Source organism: Streptomyces sp. NPDC031340, assembly GCF_055569945.1.
The window spans coordinates 1-20,604 of record NZ_JBVIIE010000018.1 but is presented as its reverse complement, the minus strand read 5'-3'; the positions used below and the strand labels follow the sequence as shown (position 1 = coordinate 20,604).

19 protein-coding genes are annotated in these 20,604 nt (G+C 73.0%); 17 read left to right on the top strand and 2 right to left on the bottom strand.

Going from position 1 to position 20,604, the window contains the following annotated elements; genetic code table 11:
* Positions 1-4: 4 nt before the first annotated feature.
* Positions 5-1,570 carry an IucA/IucC family protein gene (locus ACZ5GT_RS16240; RefSeq protein WP_469022742.1) on the bottom strand — a complete coding sequence of 522 codons (1,566 nt, stop codon included), beginning with the start codon at positions 1,568-1,570 and terminating at the stop codon, positions 5-7.
* 94 nt (positions 1,571-1,664) lie between these two features.
* Here ACZ5GT_RS16240 and ACZ5GT_RS16235 point away from each other — a divergent pair, with 94 nt between their 5' ends.
* The 5 genes from ACZ5GT_RS16235 to ACZ5GT_RS16215 all read left to right on the top strand — a co-directional run bounded on the left by ACZ5GT_RS16235 (position 1,665) and on the right by ACZ5GT_RS16215 (position 6,716).
* Positions 1,665-3,185 carry an IucA/IucC family protein gene (locus ACZ5GT_RS16235; protein WP_469022739.1) on the top strand — a complete coding sequence of 507 codons (1,521 nt, stop codon included), beginning with the start codon at positions 1,665-1,667 and terminating at the stop codon, positions 3,183-3,185.
* 155 nt (positions 3,186-3,340) lie between these two features.
* Positions 3,341-3,649, top strand: a complete 309-nt coding sequence (locus tag ACZ5GT_RS16230) for a FeoA family protein (RefSeq protein WP_469022736.1) — start codon at positions 3,341-3,343, stop codon at positions 3,647-3,649.
* The gene (feoB, locus tag ACZ5GT_RS16225) at positions 3,646-5,595 is read left to right on the top strand and encodes a ferrous iron transporter B (protein ID WP_469022733.1); all 1,950 of its coding nucleotides are present in this window, start codon (positions 3,646-3,648) and stop codon (positions 5,593-5,595) included. The genes ACZ5GT_RS16230 and feoB overlap by 4 nt, the downstream gene beginning before the upstream one ends.
* 18 nt (positions 5,596-5,613) lie before the next feature.
* Entirely contained in the window at positions 5,614-6,330 is a 717-nt protein-coding gene (locus ACZ5GT_RS16220; protein ID WP_469023201.1) for a NifU family protein, read from the top strand.
* Positions 6,331-6,383: 53 nt separating this feature from the next.
* Positions 6,384-6,716 (top strand): cupin domain-containing protein, encoded by a 333-nt coding sequence (locus tag ACZ5GT_RS16215; protein WP_469022728.1) that lies wholly within the window; start codon positions 6,384-6,386, stop codon positions 6,714-6,716.
* Positions 6,717-6,800: 84 nt separating this feature from the next.
* On the opposite strand, the gene ACZ5GT_RS16210 is transcribed toward ACZ5GT_RS16215, so the two are convergent.
* Positions 6,801-8,384, bottom strand: coding sequence for an aldehyde dehydrogenase (NADP(+)) (locus tag ACZ5GT_RS16210; RefSeq protein WP_469022725.1), 1,584 nt, complete (start codon positions 8,382-8,384; stop codon positions 6,801-6,803).
* 140 nt (positions 8,385-8,524) lie between these two features.
* On the opposite strand from ACZ5GT_RS16210, the gene ACZ5GT_RS16205 reads away from it, so the two are divergent.
* The 12 genes from ACZ5GT_RS16205 to ACZ5GT_RS16150 all read left to right on the top strand — a co-directional run bounded on the left by ACZ5GT_RS16205 (position 8,525) and on the right by ACZ5GT_RS16150 (position 20,494).
* The gene (locus ACZ5GT_RS16205; protein ID WP_469023198.1) at positions 8,525-9,691 is read left to right on the top strand and encodes an NAD(P)/FAD-dependent oxidoreductase; all 1,167 of its coding nucleotides are present in this window, start codon (positions 8,525-8,527) and stop codon (positions 9,689-9,691) included.
* On the top strand, positions 9,688-9,942 hold the full coding sequence (locus ACZ5GT_RS16200) for a (2Fe-2S)-binding protein (RefSeq protein ID WP_469022721.1): 255 nt from the start codon (positions 9,688-9,690) through the stop codon (positions 9,940-9,942). The genes ACZ5GT_RS16205 and ACZ5GT_RS16200 overlap by 4 nt, the downstream gene beginning before the upstream one ends.
* A complete protein-coding gene (locus tag ACZ5GT_RS16195; RefSeq protein WP_469022719.1) occupies positions 9,935-11,386 on the top strand; it encodes an FAD/NAD(P)-dependent oxidoreductase in 1,452 nt (483 codons plus the stop codon). Before ACZ5GT_RS16200 ends, ACZ5GT_RS16195 begins: the two co-directional genes overlap by 8 nt.
* Positions 11,383-12,279: a dihydrodipicolinate synthase family protein gene (locus ACZ5GT_RS16190; RefSeq protein ID WP_469022716.1), complete on the top strand. Its 897-nt coding sequence runs from the start codon at positions 11,383-11,385 to the stop codon at positions 12,277-12,279. Before ACZ5GT_RS16195 ends, ACZ5GT_RS16190 begins: the two co-directional genes overlap by 4 nt.
* A 3-nt stretch (positions 12,280-12,282) precedes the next feature.
* Entirely contained in the window at positions 12,283-13,284 is a 1,002-nt protein-coding gene (locus ACZ5GT_RS16185) for a proline racemase family protein (RefSeq protein ID WP_469022714.1), read from the top strand.
* A gap of 448 nt (positions 13,285-13,732) precedes the next feature.
* Positions 13,733-14,881 carry a branched-chain amino acid ABC transporter substrate-binding protein gene (locus ACZ5GT_RS16180; RefSeq protein ID WP_469022711.1) on the top strand — a complete coding sequence of 383 codons (1,149 nt, stop codon included), beginning with the start codon at positions 13,733-13,735 and terminating at the stop codon, positions 14,879-14,881.
* A gap of 76 nt (positions 14,882-14,957) precedes the next feature.
* Positions 14,958-15,857: a branched-chain amino acid ABC transporter permease gene (locus tag ACZ5GT_RS16175; RefSeq protein WP_469022706.1), complete on the top strand. Its 900-nt coding sequence runs from the start codon at positions 14,958-14,960 to the stop codon at positions 15,855-15,857.
* On the top strand, positions 15,857-16,957 hold the full coding sequence (locus tag ACZ5GT_RS16170) for a branched-chain amino acid ABC transporter permease (RefSeq protein WP_469022701.1): 1,101 nt from the start codon (positions 15,857-15,859) through the stop codon (positions 16,955-16,957). The genes ACZ5GT_RS16175 and ACZ5GT_RS16170 overlap by 1 nt, the downstream gene beginning before the upstream one ends.
* On the top strand, positions 16,954-17,793 hold the full coding sequence (locus ACZ5GT_RS16165) for an ABC transporter ATP-binding protein (protein WP_469022696.1): 840 nt from the start codon (positions 16,954-16,956) through the stop codon (positions 17,791-17,793). Before ACZ5GT_RS16170 ends, ACZ5GT_RS16165 begins: the two co-directional genes overlap by 4 nt.
* Entirely contained in the window at positions 17,790-18,503 is a 714-nt protein-coding gene (locus ACZ5GT_RS16160; RefSeq protein WP_469022693.1) for an ABC transporter ATP-binding protein, read from the top strand. Before ACZ5GT_RS16165 ends, ACZ5GT_RS16160 begins: the two co-directional genes overlap by 4 nt.
* A 3-nt stretch (positions 18,504-18,506) precedes the next feature.
* A complete protein-coding gene (locus ACZ5GT_RS16155) occupies positions 18,507-19,550 on the top strand; it encodes a proline racemase family protein (protein WP_469022690.1) in 1,044 nt (347 codons plus the stop codon).
* Complete coding sequence (locus ACZ5GT_RS16150) at positions 19,547-20,494, top strand: ornithine cyclodeaminase family protein (protein ID WP_469022687.1); 948 nt, start codon at positions 19,547-19,549, stop codon at positions 20,492-20,494. The genes ACZ5GT_RS16155 and ACZ5GT_RS16150 overlap by 4 nt, the downstream gene beginning before the upstream one ends.
* Positions 20,495-20,604 lie beyond the last annotated feature (110 nt).

The following is a 20,604-nucleotide window of genomic DNA, read 5'->3' as shown; positions in this document are numbered from 1 at the left end:
GATCCTATTGATCCAGGGTGTCCGGCTCCAAAACGGGACCCTGCCGAAGGGGGTTGGGCAGCGCGGTCCACTGGTCACCGTCGGCCGACGGCGACAGCCGCATCAGCGTCAGGGCCTTCGCCGGCAGCGGCTCGTCGCGCAGCGCGGCCAGGTCGGGGGTGCGCGGCAGGTCCCCCACGACCGCCTGGAGCGCCCCGTGCAGGGCGGCCGCCGAGCCCGCCGTGCTCGCCAGCGCGCCCGCCACCAGCGAGCCGAACAGCTTGCGCCGCAGGGCCGTTTCGTCGTCGGTGACGTTCCGACCGGTCAGCTCCGGGAGCGGGATGCCGTGCCGGGCGAGCCGGGCCGGGCCGACGCGGATGTCGGCGAGGTCGCGGTAGACCAGCCGCAGCGGGGCGCCGGTGGCGGACAGCACGACCAGCAGGTTCTGGCCGTGCGCCTCCAGGGCGACGCCGAGGTCCAGCAGACGCAGCCCCACCGTGAGCGCGAGGCGCGCGAAGGCGGCGAGCCAGGCGGGGGAGTCCGTCAGCCCGGTGTCCGGCAGCGCGGCAACCGGCACCACCCGCTCACCGCTGCCCGCCGCGTACAGGTCCGGCGACTCCCGCAGCACCGCCGCGAGATCGGGCGAACCGGCCGCCGCGCCCAGTGTGCGGGTGACGTGCAGCAGGCCGTCGGTGCGCGCCGCCAGCGCCTCCGCGAACGCCGACAGGGTCGCCGACAGGGCGACCGAGCGGACGGAGATGTCCCGCACCGACGACGTGAGCCGGGCGCTCAGCGCGGTCTTGACGTGACGGCCGCCGGGCACCGCGAGGGTGCGCAGGGACATCAGCGGATGCCCGGCGGCCCACGCCTCGCCCGTCCGCCGCAACACATGCTCCGCCTGCCACGGGTGGACCGGCAGCAACAGCGCTGACCCGTCGCGGAGTTCGGCGGGCCACGCCCCGGTCACCAGGCACTCGTCCACCGGTGCCGGCAGCACCCCGAGCGTCACCAGCGGCCGGTGCTCGGGCCCGTAGGCCAACTGCTCGGCCACCGAGAAACCCGGCCTGGCACGGCAGTTGGGGTGGTAGGGATGCCCGTCCACCACCCGCTGCTCCCACTCCCAGCCCGTGACCGGCCACCCCTCCGGGCGGGGTTCACGGTCAGCGTGCGGTGGGGCGTCCGCCGACGACCGGGCGTCCGCCCGCGACAGCGCCGATGAGGCCACGCTGTGCGCCAGCTCGGCCGCGAAGCCGTCGCCGTGCTCCACCGCGAGCGCGGCCATCAGCAGGGCCGGATGCGCGTACGGCGTGCCGTCGAGGCGGACCTCGGTGACGTACCCGGCGGTGGCGTACGGGTCGGCGGCCGGCCCGTGCAGTCTGCGGCCGTCCCGGAGGCGCAGGGTCAGGCCCTCGCCGTCCGGCGCGCGGCCGGTGATCCACGGCAGCGGCTCGTGGCACAGCGCCCGCCACAGCCGGGTCAGCACGGCCGCCCGGGCGCCCGGCAGCTCGGCCTCGTAGCGCGGCAGCAGGCCGGGGCGCACGGCCGCGAGCTCGCCGGCGACCCGGGCCTCGACGGGGTGGGGACGGTGCACGGGCGGGCTCCTCGGGTACCTGTAGGGCGTCACGGTCCAGGGCTGACGCATACATACTGATCGTCCCGGCCCGGAACGGACCTCCAGGGAACGAATGGAACGCGTGGACCTCATGCCCCCGTCCGGCGGTGACGACGTCATGGAACGCGCCGACGCGTACGCGGCGGCACCGCTCCTCAACTGCCTGCTGCGCGAGGTGGCGCACCCCCTCCCGGAACCCGGCGTGTACCGGCTGCCCGGAGTGGACCGGCTGCTGCGCGTCCGCGGCACCCGGCGGCCCACCGAGCCCGAGCTGTACGCGGGAGGCCGCTGGCACCGCATCGGCCACGCCGAACTGGTCAAGCTCGTCGCGGAGGAACTGCGCCGGCACACCGGCCGGTCCAACCACGAACTGCCCGCCGAGATGATCGACAGCCGGGACGCGGTGGCCGCGCTGCTCGCCGCGCGCGCCCGGGCGACGTCGCCCGCGGACCCCTACCTGCGCTCCGAGCAGTCCCTCATCACCGGCCACCCCCACCACCCCGCCCCCAAGGCGCGCGGCGGCGGCCCGACCGGCGCCTGGCTCCCGTACGCCCCCGAGGCGCACGCCCGCTTCCCGCTGGTGCTGCTCGGGGTGCGCGCGGACACGGTCGTCGAGGAGGGCGACACCTCCGCGCTCGACGCCCTCGGCGACGCCCCGCCCGGCTACCGGCTGCTGCCCGCCCACCCCTGGCAGCTCGGCCTGGTGGACCTGGCCGACGCCTTCGCCGACGGCCGCCTGGTCCGGCTCGGCACGACCTCCTTCGACGCCTGGCCCACGGCCGCGATCCGCACTCTGTACGCCCCCGAAGCCGACCTCTTCCTGAAGTTCAGCCTCGACGTGCGCATCACCAACGACATCCGGCGGCTGTGGCGCCACGACCTGGTCAGGCTGCGCGGCACGGACAGCGCGGTGACGGCCGCCTTCGCGGCGCTCCCGGGACCGGCCGCCTGGATCGGCGACCGCGGCTACCGCACCGCCCGCTTCGCCTACGAGGAACTGGCCGTCCTGGTCCGCGACGGGCTGCGCGGCCACCTCCTGCCGGGCGCCACCCCGCTGCTCGCCGCCGGTCTCGTGGAGGGCTTCGCGGGCAGCCCGCTGCCGCACGCGGCCGACCCGGCCGCCTGGTGGGAGGCGTACCTGGCCGCCGTCGTCCCCCCGGCCCTGGCCGCCTTCGCCGACCACGGCGTCGTCCTGGAGGCGCACCTGCAGAACACGCTGGTCGCCGTCGACGCCTCCGGTACGCCGGTGCAGGCCCTGTTCCGGGACGCCGAGGGCGTGAAACTGCTGCCCGGGACGGACCGGGCGGCCGGCTGGGAACGGCTGGTGTACTGCCTGGTCGTCAACCACCTCACCGAGGTCGCCGCCGCCCTCGTGGAACACCACCCCGGCCTCGACCCCTGGCCCGCCGCCCGCCGCGCGCTCACCCGCCCCGGGCTCCCCGAGTCGGCCGCCCTGCTCACCTCGCCCACCCTTCCCGGCAAGACCAACCTGCTGCTGCGCTGGACCGGCGCGGACGGCGCCGATGCGCGCTACCTGCCGCTGCCCAACCCGCTGGCCGACGGCCGGCGGGTTCCGGAACGGATCTCCTCCTGACCCGCTGACGCCGCGAGCACGCGGCCGACAGGGCCGAAGGGCCCGAAGCCGCGGGCCGAGGGGCCTCGGCTGTCTCCATGTCGATAAGTTAGCCTTCCCTTACCGAGGCCCCTCATGAGGCGGGTCTCATGGGGCACGGGCTGCTGGAGAGGCGCATGACTGGTATCGGCGGGGTCCGCGAGGAGACAGACGGCCGGGAGGCCGCCGACGACGTGACGTCGCGCCCGCTGGCGGACCTGCCGCCCGGTGCCCGCGCGGTGGTGGCCGACGTCGGCGGCGCCGAGCCGCCGCACGTGATCCGCCGGCTGCACGACCTGGGGTTCGTCCCGGGCACCGAGGTGGAGGTGGTGCGGCGGGCGCCGTTGCGCGATCCGGTCGTCTACCGCGTCCGGGACTACGAGGTGTGCCTGCGCCGGGCGCAGGCGGGCTGCGTGCGGGTGCGCGTCGCCGAGGAAGCGCGGTGAGCGCCGGCTGCCACGACGCCGAGGGCGGGGGGACCACCCTCACCGAGGCGCCGCACATCGCCCTGGTCGGCGCCCCCAACTCCGGCAAGACCAGCGTCTTCAACGGCCTGACCGGGCTGCGCGCCAAGACCGGCAACTACCCCGGCGTGACCGTCTCCCGCTTCGTCGGCACCTGCCGGGCGGGCGGGCAGCGCTTCGTCGTCGAGGACCTGCCCGGCACCTACGGCCTGGAGCCGGTCAGCCCGGACGAGAAGATCGCCGTCGACGTGCTGGACGGCCGGATCGACGGCGTGGACCGTCCGGACGCGCTGCTGGCCGTCGTGGACGCCACCACCCTGCGGCGCTCGCTGGGGTTCCTCGCCCAGCTGCTGGCCCGCGGGCTGCCCACCTGCGTGGTGGTGACGTTCACCGACGAGCTGGCCCGCCGCCAGGGCCGGCTGGACGTCGAGGCGCTCCAGCAGGCGCTGGGCGTGCCGGTGCTGCCGGTGGTCGGCCACCGCGGACACGGCATCGCGCGGCTGCGCGAGCAGATCGCCGAATGGCGCTCCTGGACCGTCCCCGCGGTGGCGCCGCCCACCGAGCCGGACGAGCGGGACGCCTGGGGCCGGTCGGTGCTGGCCTTCGCCGGCTACCGGCCGCCGGAACGGCACCGGGTCACCCAGCGGGTCGACGCGGTCCTGCTGCACCCGGTGTGGGGCACGGCGGTGTTCTTCGCGGTGATGGCGGCGTTCTTCCAGACCGTCTTCACGGTGGCCGCCCCGCTGCAGGGCGCGGTCGAGTCGCTGTTCTCCTGGCTGGGCGGCCTGGTGTCCGACCACGTCGGCAACCGGTGGCTGGCCGGGCTGCTGGGCGACGCGCTGATCGGCGGCGTCGGCAGCGTCCTCGTCTTCGTCCCGCAGATCGCCCTGCTGTTCCTGCTGCTGGCCCTGCTGGAGGGGGTGGGCTACCTGGCGCGGGCGGCGTTCCTGATGGACCGGGTGATGGCCCGCTTCGGCCTGGAGGGCCGGGCCTTCGTGGCGCTGCTGTCGTCGTTCGCCTGCGCCATCCCCGGCATCATGGCCACCCGCACGCTGCCCTCCGCCAAGGACCGCCTGGCCACCATGATGGCCGCCCCGCTGATGACCTGCTCCGCGCGGCTGCCGGTCTACGTGCTGCTCATCGGCCTGCTGGTGGACCCGTCCGACCGGGTCGGCCCGTTCGGGGCGCAGGGCCTGGTCATGTTCGGCCTGTACCTGCTGGGCGCCGTCTCCGCGCTGCTGGCCGCCTGGGCGTTCAAGAAGCTCGGCGACCGCGACGGCGAGGCGATCCCCTTCTTCATGGAGATGCCGCCCTACCGGCTGCCCGCCCCGCGCGCGGTCCTGGTGGCGATGTGGTCCTCGGCGCGGTCGTTCCTGCGCAAGTGCTCGACCGTCATCGCCGCCACCAGCATCGTGCTGTGGCTGCTGCTCAACCTGCCGGTGCACTCGACGGCCCAGATGCGGGCCGACGGCGTCGACACCGCCGACCGGACGGCCGTGTCCGCCTACACCGTCGATCACAGCTACGCGGCCGGCCTGGGCCGCCTGGCCGCCCCCGTCTTCGACCCGCTCGGCTTCGACTGGCGCGTCAACGTCGGCGTGCTGTCGGCGCAGGCCGCGCGGGAGACGTTCGTCGCCACCATCGGCCAGGTCGCCGCCGCCGAGAACCCCGAGCACCCGACGCAAGCGCTGCGGGACATGACCTACTCCGACGGGCCGCACGCCGGGGAGCGGGTGTTCGTGCCCGCCACCATCGCCGCGCTGCTGGTCTGGTTCGTCTACGCGCTGCAGTGCATGGCCACCGTGGCGGTGCTGCGCCGGGAGACCGGCACCTGGCGATGGCCCGCGATCGCCTTCACCTACCTCACCACGCTGGCCTGGCTCATGGCCTACCTGGCCCGCACCCTCACCCTCCTGCTGAGCGGGTGAGGCACGGCCGTGATCCCCATGCACCCCCAGCCGGTCCCCGGCGAGCCCGGCCGGCTGCGCTGGATCGTCCCCGCCGACGCCCTGCCGTGCGCCGGCCCGATGGCCGCCGTCCCCGCTCCGCTGGCGGCGCTGCTCGCCGACGGCACCCTGAGCCGGATCACCGTCGAGCCGTCCGCCGTCGTCACCGACCTGACGGAGGGCCGCTCCTGGTCCCAGGAGGGCGCCCGGGTGCGCACCGCGCTGCACGCCGCCCTCGACGACCCCGCCGGATGGACCCCGGCCGCCGCCGACGACGGCTCGTACGCCGACACGGCGGCCTACGCGGCGGCGCGCGACGTGCTCGCCGGGCCGGTGGGCGACTTCGCCCGCTCCCACGGCGGCACCATCGACCTCGTCGACGTCCGCGACGGCGTGGTGACCGTCCGCCTCGGCGGCGCCTGCCACGGCTGCCCCGCCGCCTGGTTCACCCTGCACAACCGTCTGGAACGCGAACTGCTCCGCCGCCTGCCCGGCCCGCTGGAGATCCGCAGCGTGTCGACGCCGGGGTTCCCCGGCACCGGCCGGACGGCGCTGAACCCTCCGCGACGGCGGCGGCACCTCCCGGAGGCGGCGCCCCGACCACCGCAGCCGCCGGACGGCCGGGGCGAGCCGGACGGCCGTGCGGAGGCAGCAGGGCGTCCGGAGCCGGAAGGCCGTGCGGAGCCGGACGGTGCCGGGACCGGCGTGCGGCACTGACCGGCACGTAGGGTGAGAACCCGGCAGCCCCCGACTCCCCGGAGACCGCACCCATGCAGAAGCTCTCCCTCGACGCCGAGGCCCGCGAACACCTCGAACGTGCCGCGGCGGCCCCCGCCGGACGCAGCGCCGCGACCGTGTACGGCGGTCACGAGCACACGCTGCGCCAGACCCTGCTCGCCCTGACCGCCGGCACCGTGCTGGCCGAACACGACAGCCCCGGCGAGGCGACCCTGCAGGTGCTGCGCGGACGGGTACGACTCGTCAGCGGCGACACCTCCTGGGACGGACGCGCCGGCGACCTGATCGTCATCCCCCAGACCCGCCACAGCCTCGAGGCGCTGGAGGACGCGGCCGTCCTGCTGACCGTCGCCAAGACCGCCTGACCCGCGAGCCGCCCGGCACGGGTACGTCCGTGCCGGGCGCCGACGCGGTCTGGCGGTGTGAGCACGCCCGGGTCGGTGACGGTGTCACTCGGCTCGCGTCTCACGCGCCCCGTCGACGAGCCGGGCGACCCCCAGCGGATTGCCGGCACGCAGCTCCTGGGGGAGGAGTGCGTCGGGGAACGACTGGTAGCAGACCGGCCGGAGCCAGCGTTCGACGGCCAGGGTGCCGACACTCGTCGTTCCGGGTGCGGACGTCGCCGGCCACGGGCCACCGTGCACCATGGCGTGGGACACCTCGACGCCGGTGGGCCAGCCGCCCCACACGACGCGCCCGGCGCGGTCCTCCAGGACCGGCAGGAGGCGTTCGGCCGTCGCCAGGTCGGCGTCGGTCCCGTGCACGGTGGCTGTCAGCTGCCCTTCCATGCGCTCCATCAGCGTGACGAGTTCGTCGGCTCCCGACCACCGCACGATGAGCCCCGCGGCGCCGAAGACCTCACCGGTGAGGTCCTCGTGGGCCGCGTAGGTCGCCGCGTCGCACTCGAGGACGAGCGGACCGGGGGCGTACGGGCTTTCCCCGGGCGCCCCTTGGGCCACCACGCGGACACCGTCGACGGCGGCCCACTGCCGGACTCCCCGGGCGAAGCCGTCCGCGATGCCGGGGGTGAGCATGACCTGGCCGGTGGTGCCGGCCACGGAATCCGCCACGGCCTCGCGGAAGGCGTCGCCGGCGTCGCCCGCCGGCAGCAGGAGCAGGCCGGGGTTGGTGCAGAACTGTCCCGAGCCGTTGGTCAGCGACGTCACGTACGCGTCGGCGAGCGGTTCCGGATCGGCCAGCGCGCCGTCGAGGACGATCACGGGGTTGACCGACGACATCTCGGCGTAGACCGGGACGGGCACCGGGCGGGCGTTGGCGGCGGCGAGGAGCGCGAGGCCGCCGCTGCGGGAACCGGTGAATCCGACGGCCGCGATCCGTGGGTCGCGCACCAGCGCCTGGCCGACTTCGACGCCGCGGCCGACCAGCAGCGAGAAGACGCCGGCGGGCATCCCGGTGCGCCGGGCGGCGGCGGTGACGGCGCGTGCGACGAGTTCACAGGTGCCGGGGTGAGCCGGATGCGCCTTGGCGACGACCGGGCAGCCCGCGGCGAGGGCGGAGGCGGTGTCCCCGCCGGCGACGGAGAAGGCCAGCGGGAAGTTGCCGGCCCCGAAAACGGCAACGGGTCCCACGGGTATCTTGCGCAGCCGCAGGTCCGGTCGCGGCAGCGGCCGGCGCTCGGGAAGCGCGGAGTCGACCCGGACCCCGAGCGCGTCCCCGCCGCGGACCAGGTCGGCGAACATGCGCAACTGCGCGCAGGTGCGGGCTCGTTCGCCGGTCAGGCGGGCCGGCGGCAGTCCGGACTCGAGCGCCGCGAGCGTCAGGAGGCCGTCGCCGAGGGCCTCGATCTCCTCCGCGCAGGCGTCGAGGAAGGCGGCCCGCCGGTGCGCGGGCACGGCGCGGTACTCACGCGCGGCCGAGGCGGCCTGCCGCGCTGCCCGCGCGACCTGGTCCGGTGCGGCGTCCCGCAGTTCGGGGCCCGACGGTTCGCCGGTGGCGGCCACCACGGCCCGCCACGCTTCCCCCGTGCCAGGGACGTCTTGGCCGGCGACGATCGAGTTTCCGGTCGGGTTCACAGTGCTCCATCCCTTCGTCCGTCCAGGACGAACGTCTCGACAAAGTCACGCTGACGTTGTCGTTGTCTTCGGGGCGATCGGATGTATAGCCTAAGCAATAGCATGTGACATTGCACAGACATGTCGAGGAGGGCGGGCCGGTGAGCCTCAAGGTCGTTGTGGTGGGCGCGGGTGTCATCGGCGCCGCGTGTGCCTTCCACGCCGCCTCGGCGGGGATGGACGTCACGGTCGTGGACCGCGGGCCCGTCGGCGCCGGGACGACGAGCCGGGGAGAGGGCAACGTCCTTCTCTCCGACAAGAAACCCGGCCCCGAACTCGATCTGGCCCGCCTGAGCCGCACGCTGTGGGACGAGACCGGCGAGGAGCTCGGACGGGACTCCTTCGAGCTGGAACCCAAGGGCGGCCTGGTCGTCGCGAGCTCGGCCGAGGGCCTCGCGGCGCTGCGCGCGTTCGCCGCACGGCAGGCGGAAGCCGGCGTCCGCGTCGAACCGGTCGAGCACGTGCACGACCTGGAACCCCACCTCGCGCCGGGGATTCCCGGCGGCGTCCACTACCCCCAGGACGCCCAGGTGCAGCCCGTTCTCGCGGCCGCCGCACTACTGCGCGCCGCCATGGCACGCGGCGCCCGCTTCCGGACGGGTGAGGTCGTGGCGGCGACGACCGACCGCGACGGCCGGATCAACGGTGTCCGGACGGCGGCCGGTGACACCGTTTCCGCCGATGCCGTCGTCAACGCCGCCGGGACCTGGGGCGGTGAGCTCGGCCGCCGGCTCGGCGCGCCCCTGGAGGTGCTGCCCCGCCGGGGCTTCGTCCTGGTGACCGAACCGCTGCCGCCCATGGTCCGGCACAAGGTCTACTCCGCCGACTACGTCGCCAACGTCGCCTCGTCCGACGCGGGACTGGAGACCTCCGGTGTCGTCGAGGGCACGCCGGGCGGCACGATCCTGATCGGCGCCAGCCGCGAACGCGTCGGCTTCGACATGACCATGAACGCCGCTGTGGTCACCAGACTCGCCGCGCAGGCATGCCGGTTGTTCCCCTTCCTGAGGAAGGTCCACCTGATCCGCGCCTACCGCGGATTCCGGCCGTACTGTCCGGACCACCTGCCGGTCATCGGCCCCGACCCCCGGGTCCCGGGGATCATCCACGCGTGTGGCCACGAGGGCGCGGGGATCGGTCTCGCTCCCGCGACCGGCGCGCTCGTGACCGCCCACCTGCTCGGCCGCCCCTGGCGCGGCGCCGACCCGGCGGCACACACCGATTTCCTGCCCGACCGCTTCTTCGCCTCCCGAGGTGCGCCCCGATGAACGAATTCATCATGGATGGAAGACCACTGCCGTTCGTCGACGGCCAGACCGTCGCCGCGGCCCTGGTGGCCGCGGACCGGGTCGCCTGGCGCACCACCCGCGTCCGGCGGCGCCCGCGCGGCGTCTTCTGCGGGATCGGTGTCTGCTTCGACTGCCTGGTGACGATCGACGGAGCGGGCGGGCAACGCGCCTGCCTGGTCCTGGCACGTGCGGGCATGACCGTCACGACAGGGGAGAGCGACGATGAGTGAGACGGGCGACCTGATCATCGTGGGCGCGGGCCCGGCCGGCATGGCGGCGGCGGCCACGGCTGTGGCCGGTGGACTGCGCGTCGTGCTCGTCGACTCCGGCACCGCCGTCGGCGGGCAGTTCTGGCGGCATCCGCCCGAGAACGCGCGAGCGGCGATCGCGACCGAGGACCTCCACCACGGGCTGCGCGAGTACCGCGCTCTGGAGCGTGAGCTGTCGGCGGCCCGGGCAGCGGGACGGCTCGACCTGCGCCTGGCGCACCATGTGTGGTCCGCCGTCCGCGAGGAAGACGGGTTCGCGGTCCACGCCGTCGACCGGCGCGAGCCCCCGCAGGAGACCGCCGTGACCCTCCGCGCGCCCAGGCTCCTGGTGGCGACGGGCGCCTACGACCGGCAACTGCCCTTCCCCGGGTGGGACTTGCCGGGCGTGCTCACCGTCGGCGGGCTCCAGGCACTGCTCAAGGGCGGCGGAGTCGCGGCCGGCAGCCGCGTCGTGCTGGGCGGCACCGGCCCGTTCCTGCTCCCGGTGGCCGCGGGTCTCGCGGCACGCGGGGTCGAGGTGGTCACCGTCTGCGAGGCGGCCGGCCCGCTGGCCTGGCTCCGGCACCCGGGCGCCCTGCTGCGCAACCCGGGCAAGTGGGCGGAAGGAGCCGGGTACGCCGCCACGCTCGCGCGCCACCGTGTCCGCGTCCGTCCGCGTACGGCGATCATCGCCGCGGACGGCGGCGACCGGGTGTCGTCGGTCCGGATCGCCTCCCTCGCCCCCGACGGCAGCCCGCGACCGGGCACGGAACGACGGATCGAGGCCGACGCCATCGGCGTCGGCTGGGGTTTCACACCGCAACTCGACCTGCTGATCCCCCTGGGCTGCGAGCTCGCGGACCAGGAGGACGGCAACACGGCCGTCGCCGTCGACGACGGGCAGCGCACCACCGTCGCCGGACTCTACGCGGCGGGCGAGGCGTGCGGGGTGGGCGGCGCACCGCTCGCGGTGGCCGAGGGGCGCCTGGCCGCCGCATCCGTCCTCACCGACTCCTCGGCCGGCCCCGTACCGGGCAGCCGGACGCTCAAGGCGCTGCGTGCCACGGTGGCCCGACAGCGCGCCTTCGCCCGGGCGCTGGCCCTCGCCCATCCGATCCCGCCGGGATGGTCCTCGTGGCTGACCGACGAGACCGTCGTGTGCCGGTGCGAAGAGGTGACCGCGGGAACGGTCCGCGCCGCCTGCGCCGACGGCGGGGCACGTGACCACCGGCAGGTCAAGCAGTTGACCCGGGCCGGCATGGGCTGGTGCCAGGGGCGGATGTGCGGACCGGCGGTGCACTGCCTGGCCGCAGGGGACCAGCGGGCCTACACGCCCGCGGAACGACTGGTCGCGACGCCGGTAACTCTCGGTGCCCTCGCCGACCTCGATGAACACCAGCAAGAAACCGACAAGGAGTACAGATGACCGACAACCGCAAGCCCTGGCACGGCGTCATCGTGGCGACCAGCCTCCCCTTCCACGACGACCTCACCGTCGACTTCGGCGCCTACGGGGAAAGCGTCGCCTGGCTGGCCGAGCAGGGCCTGCACGGTGTCGCGCCGAGCGGGTCGCTGGGCGAGTACCAGACCCTCACCTGGGAGGAGCGCGACCGGGTCGTGGAGACGGCCGTGGCCAACGCGCCCGAGGGGTTCACCGTGATGCCGGGCGTCGGCGCCTACGGCGGCAGTGAGGCCAAGCGGCACGCCCAGTTCGCCAAGGACGCCGGCTGCCAGGCCGTCATGTGCCTGCCGCCCAACGCCTACCGCGCCGACGACCGCGCGGTCCTGGAGCACTACGAAATGGTGGCGTCGGTCGGCCTTCCCGTCACCGCGTACAACAACCCGATCGACACCAAGGTCGACCTGCGCCCGGAACTGCTGGCCAAGCTGCACGCCGAGGGCTTCATCGTCGGAGTCAAGGAGTTCTCCGGCGATGTCCGGCGCTGCTACGAGATCGCCGAGCTCGCCCCCGGCCTCGACCTCATGATCGGCACCGACGACACCGTGCTGGAAGTCGGCATCGCCGGCGCCAAGGGCTGGGTCGCCGGCTATCCGCAGGTCTTCCCCCGGGCCTGCCTCGCGCTGTACGAGGCCTCGGTCGCGGGTGACCTCGCCACCGCCCTGCCCCTGTACCGCCAACTGCACCCGGTGCTGCGGTGGGACAGCAAGACGGAGTTCGTCCAGGCCATCAAGCTCGGCCAGGACATGATCGGCCGCCGCGGTGGCCACTGCCGCCCGCCCCGGCAGCCGCTCGGCCCGGAGACGGAGGCGATCGTGCGCGCCGCGACCCAGACCCTCATCGACGCCGGAGTCAACTGAACGATGCGCTCGACCGTCTGCTACCACGCCGTCGACTCGCACACCGAGGGAATGCCGACCCGTGTGATCACGGGCGGTGTCGGCGTCCTCCCCGGGGCGACCATGTTCGAACGACGGCAGCGGTTCGTCGCGGAACGCGACCACCTGCGCACCCTGCTCATGTGCGAGCCGCGCGGGCACGCGTCGATGTCCGGGGCGATCCTGCAGCCGCCGACCCGGCCGGACGCCGACTTCGGTGTGCTCTACATCGAGGTCTCCGGCTGCCTGCCGATGTGCGGGCACGGCACCATCGGTGTGGCGACCGTCCTCGTCGAGACGGGCATGGTCGAGGTCACCGAGCCGTACACCCTGGTCCGGCTCGACACCCCGGCCGGCCTGGTCACCGCCCGGGTGCGGGTCCGCGACGGCCACGCCGAGTCGGTGACCCTGGAAAACGTCGCGTCGTACTGCCACGCGCTGGATCAGGTCGTCGACGTTCCGGGATACGGACCGGTGCGCTACGACATCGCCTACGGCGGCAACTTCTACGCCTTCGTCCGGCTCGACGAACTCGGCATCCCCTTCGACCGGGCGGAGAAGCAGCGGCTGCTCGACGCCGGGCTGGCCGTCATGGACGCGATCAACACACAGAACCCGGTGTCACACCCGGAGAACCCCGAGATCGACGTATGCCATCACGTCTATCTCGAGGCGCCCGGCTCGACCGCCGAACACTCCCGGCACGCCATGGCGATTCATCCGGGCTGGTTCGACCGGTCGCCGTGCGGCACGGGCACCAGCGCCCGGATGGCGCAGTTGCACGCAAGGGGTCAGTTGCCGGTCGGCCGGGACTTCGTCAACGAGTCGTTCATCGGCTCCCGGTTCACCGGGCGCATCCTCGGCGAGACCACGGTCGGGGACCGGCCGGGCATCCTGCCGTCCGTCACCGGACGCGCCTGGATCACCGGAACCGCGCAGTACCTGCTGGATCCGTCCGACCCCTACCCGGCCGGCTTCACGATCTGACCGGCTCGGTCGCCGTCCGCACGTCATCTGCGAGACAGGCGGAGTTGGCCAAAAAGTCACGTGTCCATCACGAGGGTGCACAGGGCTCCCGTGATGCGGCACGAACGGCTAGATTGTGCAATGTCACACACCACATCGTGTGTCGGTGAAACCTGAAGAAGAACCGTGGGCGGGGTCGCGTGTCCCACCACGAGTGCCGGCGAAACTCGGCCCACGTCGGCGCCCTGCTGTGCAATGTCACACATTACACAGCAGGGTGCAGCAGTACTCGGCGGAGGTGAACGCCCACCGCAAGCGCGGGCAGGGAACCTCCGTCCCCGACGCCAACAACAGCCCCTCTGTGCAATGTCACACATCATCTTGTCGTGTGTGGCACCGCGCAGCCGGGAGCGACTTTCGGTCACCGAACGGTCCCTCTGCACACGGACCGTGCGAGATGGAGTAAGGCATGACATTCATCCGTCGCGGCACCATGACGGCCGCCGCCATGGCACTCGGGCTCACCCTGACTGCATGCGGTGATCTCACCGGCGAAAGTTCCGGAAAGGACAGTTCCGGCCCCATCAAGCTCGGCATGCTCACGCCGCTGACCGGCAGTTCCGCCGCCATCGGCCCCTACATGAAGGACGGCGCCCAGCTCGCCGTCGACGAGATCAACGCCAAGGGCGGGATCGACGGCCGCAAACTCTCCCTCACCGTCGAGGACGAGGCCTGCGACCCGAAGACGGCCGCCGCCGGCGCCGCCAAGCTGGTCAGCGCCGGCATCGACATCTCCGTCGGCGGCTACTGCTCCTCGGCGACCCTGCCGACGCTGAGCATCTTCGACAAGGCGAACATCCCGATGCTCATCCCGGCGGCCAACTCCACGGACCTGCTGGCGCCGGAGCAGCGGAACGTCTTCATGATCAACGGCACGGGCATCCAGCAGGCCGAGGCGGCGTCGAAGTTCATCAAGAAGCAGGGCAGCAAGGGCGTCGCGCTGCTCGACGACAACACCTCGTACTCGACCGACATCGCCAACCGCACCGGGGACGAACTGGGCCTGCTCGGCGTCAAGATCGCCGACCACCAGTCGGTCACCGCGGGAGAGTCGGACTACTCCGGGGCCGTCAACGCCGTGCTGGACTCGAAGGCGGACTTCGTTTACTGGACCGGGTACTACCAGGAGGGCGGACTGCTCATCAAGCAGCTCAAGGCCGCCGGGTACAAGGGCCGGATCATGATTGCGGACGGCTCGGTCGACGCCAAGCTCGTCAAGATCGCGGGCCGGAAGAACGCGCAGGGCGTGTTCGCGACCATGACCCAGACACCCCAGACCATCCCCGACGGCCAGGCGTGGGTCGACAAGTACAAGAAGAAGTTCGGCTCCGAGCCCGGACCGTACTCGACACAGTCGTACGACGCGGTGCGCGTCGCCGCGGAGGCGGTCAGGAAGGCCGGCTCCACCGACGGCGACGACGTGATCCGGGCGCTCGAGCAGATCGACGGCTTCGAGATCTTCTCCGGCCCGCTGAAGTTCACCATCCAGCACACGCTGAGCGTGGGCGGCTTCGACATCCTCGTCGTCAAGGACGACAACTTCGTCCTCGACAAGTGACGCCGGCCGGTGGCCGGTTCACACCGGCCGGCCACCCGCCCGGCGCCGCTTCCCCTCACGCACCGGGAAACACCGCATGGACCACTTCATCCAACTCGTGCTCAGCGGCCTGTTCATCGGCTCCTTCTACGCCCTGGTCGCACTCGGCTACTCGATGGTCTACGGGATCATCAAACTGCTCAACTTCGCGCACGGCGACATCTACATGCTCGGCGCGTTCGTCGGCTTCACCGTCCTCAGCGCCGGCGCCGGCGCGCTCGGCGGCGGGCTCGTCGCGCTCATCGCCATCATGATCATCGCGATGATCGCCACCGGCACCTTCGGCATGGTCCTGGAGCGGGTGGCCTACCGCCCGCTGCGCAGCGCGCCCCGGCTGTCCGTGCTCATCACCGCCGTAGGAGCCAGCTTCGCGCTCGAGTACGGCATCGCGGTCGCCTTCGGGGCCGACCCGGAGGTGTACCAGATCAGCGTCGGCGCGGGCGCCCTGAACCTGGCGGGCGCGCACATCACCTACGCGCAGCTGGCGATGATGGTGATCGCGGTCGTGCTCATGGTCGCCCTCGACACCCTGGTGCGGAAGACCCGGTCGGGCCGCGCCATGCGGGCCATCTCGCAGGACCCGAAGGCATGCCTGCTCATGGGCGTCAACGTCGACCGGGTCATCTCCCGCACCTTCTTCCTCGGCTCGGCCCTGGCCGGCGCCGCAGGCGTCATGGCCGGCGTCTACTACGGGAAGATCGACTTCCTGATGGGCTTCGTCATCGGGCTGAAAGCGTTCACCGCGGCGGTCATCGGCGGCATCGGCAACCTGCGCGGAGCCGTTCTCGGCGCCGTCGTGCTCGGTCTGCTGGAATCCTTCGGCGTCGCCTACCTCGGCAGTGAATGGCGCGACGTCTTCGCGTTCGGCTTCCTCATCCTCTTCCTGACCGTGCGCCCCACCGGGCTGCTCGGCGAACGCGTCACGGAGCGTGTGTGATGAAAGACGAAACCACCCTCCGCCCGGCCGAAGAGCCCTCGGCCTACGTCAGCGCCGTCGACGAACGCGCACCCGCGAACGTCGCGCCCGCCGGCCAGGGCGTCGGAACGCCCCGGTCCCGCCGTGCGCCGGTCGCGGACGCCGTGTCGGGCGTCCTGGCCAGCAAGTGGCTCGGCCTGGTCGTGGCCGTGACCGCGCTGGCCCTGCCGTTCCTCGACTCCAGCACCTACGTCATCCAGATCGCGGTGGACGCCCTCATCTTCGTGATGCTCGCGGTCGGGCTGAACATCGTGGTCGGCTTCTGCGGGCTGCTCGACCTCGGGTACGCCGCCTTCTTCGCGATCGGGGCCTACACCGCGGGGCTGCTGTCGACGAGGTTCGGCTGGCCCCTGATCGCGACGATCCCCGTCGTGGTGGCCGCCGCGGTCGTCGGCGGGCTCGTCATCGGCGGGCCGACGCTCCGGCTGCGCAGCGACTACCTGGCCATCGTCACCCTCGGTTTCGGGGAGATCATCCGGATCACGGCGAACAACCTGGACTTCACCGGCGGACCGAACGGCCTGTACGGCATCCCCGGCTTCGGCGACTTCGGCCTGCGCTCCGACATCGCGCTGTACTGGGTCACCGCGGCCGTCGTCATCGTCGCCGTGCTCTTCTCCAGCCGGCTCGGGCGCGGCCGGATCGGCCGGGCCTGGCGGTTCGTCCGCGAGGACGAGGACGCCGCCGAGGCCATGGGCATCCACACCTACAAGGCGAAGTTCGCGGCGTACATCGCGGGCGCGGTCTTCGGCGGTGTCGCGGGCGTGCTGTTCGCCGCGCACCAGACGGCGATCTCCCCGCCGAGCTTCAACTTCCTCTGGTCCGCGCTCATCCTGATGGCCGTGGTGCTCGGCGGCATGGGGTCGACGCCGGGCGTCGTGGTCGGCGCCGTGGTCATCTCGCTGCTGCCCGAGCTGCTGCGCGGTGCGGAGAACTGGCGCTATCTCATCTTCGGTCTGCTGCTGATCGTCGTCATGATCTTCCGGCCGCAGGGACTGCTGCCGGCCCGTACCGGCGAACCCGGGCGGCGCGGCCGCCGAGCACAGGAAGGCACGTCGTGAAAAAGGTGCTCCTCGATGTGAGGAACATGGCGGTCTCCTTCGGCGGAGTGCGCGCCGTCGACGGCCTGACGTTCTCCGTCCACGCGGGCGAGGTGCTGTCGGTCATCGGCCCGAACGGCGCCGGCAAGACCAGCGCGTTCAACTGCATCACGGGCTTCTACAAGCCGTCCGCGGGCTCGGTGACGTTCGACGGCACCGACATCACCGGGAAGCGGCCGGCCGTGATCGCCGCGAGCGGCATCGCACGCACGTTCCAGAACCTCCGGCTCTTCGGCGACCTGACCGTGCTGGACAACGTGCGCGCGGGCATGCACGTCCGCATCCGGCAGAACTTCCTCGACGCGATGCTGCACACGCCGCGCTACCGGCGCAGTGAGGACGCGGCGACCGACGAGGCGCACAAGTGGCTCGACTTCGTCGGCATGGCAGCCGACCGGACCGCGCAGATCCGCAACCTCCCCTACGGCGAGCAGCGGCGCGTCGAGATCGCCCGTGCGCTGGCCCGTGAGCCGCGCATGCTGCTGCTCGACGAGCCGGCCGCCGGACTCAACCACGGGGAGAAGGAGCAACTGCTCGGCCTGATGAGGCGGATCGCCGCCCTCGGCATCGCGGTGGTCCTCATCGAGCACGACATGGGCCTGGTCATGGAGGTGTCCGAACGGATCGTCGTACTGAGCTACGGCAAGGAGATCGCCGACGGCACACCGGCGGCGATCCGGTCCGACCCGGCGGTCATCGAGGCCTACCTCGGCGCGGAGGACGACGAGGCGCACGCGGAGGCCGAACGTATCGCGGCCCAGGCGGGCCCGGCCGGCACGGCGGAGGTGCAGTGGTGAGAACGATCCTCGACATCAGCGGACTCCAGGTCGCCTACGGAAAGGTGGAGGCACTCAAGGGCCTCGACCTCACCGTCGGCGAGGGGGAGATCGTCGCCCTGCTGGGCAACAACGGCGCCGGCAAGTCCACGACCGTCTCGACGATCTCCGGCGTGGTCCGGTCCCGGGCGGGAACCGTCACGGCCTACGGCGAGGACATCACAGCGGCGACGCCCTGGTCGATCGTCGAACGCGGAATCGTCCACGTACCCGAGGGCCGGCGGATCTTCTCGCGGCTGACCGTGCACGAGAACCTCCAGCTCGGCGGCTACACCGTGCGCGACGGCGCGTCGATCGACAAGCGGATCGCACAGGTCTACGAGCTGTTCCCGCGCATGGCCGAGCGCCGCGATCAGCAGGGCGGTACCCTCTCCGGCGGTGAGCAGCAGATGCTCGCCATCGGCCGGGCACTGGTCGCCGGGCCCCGGCTGATCATGCTGGACGAGCCGTCGATGGGCCTGGCGCCGCTGATCGTGGCCCAGGTCATGGACGCCATCGTGTCCGTCAACCGGACGGGCACGTCGGTGCTGCTCATCGAGCAGAACGCGAGAGCCGCGCTGAAGATCGCGCACCGCGGGTATGTCATCGACTCGGGCCGGGTCACCCTGACCGGGCCGGCCGAGCGGTTGCGCGCCGACCCGCAGGTCGTCGAGGCATACCTGGGAGCGTGACGGATGACGACAAGCGCACCGATCGAGACGATCGACTGGCACACCGGCGGTGAGCCCTTCCGGATCGTGCCCGACGGCCCGGCCGCGCTGACCGGCGACGGGCTCACCGTCGCCGAGCGCCGGATCCTCGCCACCCGGAGCGACGAGGCGCAGTGGGTCCGCGCGCTCCTGTGCGGCGAGCCCCGTGGCCACGCGGACATGTACGGCGGCTTCCTGGTACCGCCCGACGACGACGGCGCCCATCTGGGAGTGCTGTTCTGGCACAAGGACGGGTTCTCGACGGCGTGCGGACACGGCACCATCGCCCTCGGCGCCTGGGCCGTCGCCTCGGGCCGGGTGGCGGCCCCCGCCGACGGGGTGACCGACGTCCTGATCGACGTCCCCTCGGGGCGCGTCACGGCGAGTGTCCGCACCCGAGGGGGCCTGGTCGAGGACGTCACCTTCACCAACGTCGCGAGCCATGTCCACGCCCGCGGCGTCGAGGTCGCGACGTCCCGCGGAACGGTCACCGTCGACATCGCCTTCGGCGGTGCGATGTACGCCGTGCTGCCGGCGGCGGCGGTCGGCCTGCGGGCCGGCCCGGAGCACCTTGCCGAGCTGATCGCGGTCGGCCGTGAGATCCGCGACGCCCTCAACGCCACGGGCGCCGCCGAACACCCCTCTGACGCCCGGCTCTCCGGCGTCTACGGGACGATCCTCACCGAGGAGGTCCGCCCGCCACTGCCGCGGACCGACGGCAGCCGGCTGCTGCACCAGCGCAACATCACGGTGTTCGCCGACGGCCAGGTGGACCGTTCCCCGTGCGGTTCGGGCACGTCGGCCAGGGTCGCGCTGCTGGCCGGCACCGGGGAAATGCGTCCCGGTGACGAACTGCGGCACGAGTCGGTGGTGGGCTCCGTCTTCCACGCCCGGGTCACTGAGTCCACCACGGCACACGGAGGGCCGGCCGTGATCACGGCGGTGACGGGCACCGCCCATGCGACCGGGACCTGCCGGTTCACCGTCGATTCCCGTGACGCCCTGCTGCCCGGGTTCGTGCTGCGATGAGCGTGTTCCTCGACGCCCAGGACGTCTTCGCGCTCGGGCCCGTCGCCGCGGTCGCCGCGATCCGTGACGTACTGGCCGGGGGACTCGACCCGGATGCCGACGTGCCGCGCGTCGTCCTCGACCTCGCGGGCGGCCAGGGGCTGCTCATGCCGTCGGAGAGCGGCGGCTGGTTCGGGGTGAAGGTCGCGACCGTCGCGCCCGGCAACGCCGCGCGCGGCCTGCCCCGGATCGACGCCACCTACCTCCTGTACGACAGCGAGACGCTGACCTGCGCCGCGATCCTCGACGGGGTCGCGCTGACGGCCCTGCGCACGCCCGCGGTCGCGGTCGCGGCCTGTCTGGACCGGCTGCGAGCCGTCGCGGCCCGCTCGCCGGACGGGCTGCGGCTGGTGGTCTTCGGCACGGGCCCGCAGGGCGAGGGGCACGTGCACACGATCCAGGCACACGTGCCGGTCGCCGACGTCACGGCCGTCACCCGCCGCGGCGGTGCCGTCCCGGCGTGGGCGGACCGCCACCTGACGGCGGACGACGCCGCGGTCACCGGTCGCGTCCGTGGCGCGGACGTGATCGTCGCGGCGACCTCGGCCCGCGAACCGGTCCTCGACGGGACTCTGGTGCGCGACTCGGCGGTCGTCCTCGCCGTCGGCTCCCACGAGCCGACGGTACGGGAGCTCGACGGTGCGCTGATGGGACGCGCCACGGTCGTCGTCGAGAGCCGCGAAGTCGCGCTCCGCGAGGCGGGAGACGTCGTCCTCGCGGTGCGGGAGGGCAGGCTCGACCCGGAGTCGCTGGAGACCATCGCCGATCGGCTCGGCCCGCGAGCGGCCGTCCGCGCCGACCGTCCCCCGGCGGACCGTCCCCTGGTCGTGAAGACGAGCGGAATGGCATGGGAGGACCTGGCGGTGGCGGTCGCGGTGTACCGGCAGGGAGGCAGGAGGACGTGACCTGCGTCGCGGCCGGTCCGCCGGACGTCTCGGCGCGGGTGGGGGGGGGGGGGGGGGGGGGGGGGGGGGACGAAAAAACACACCCACCCTCCCATCCGCCACAACCCCCA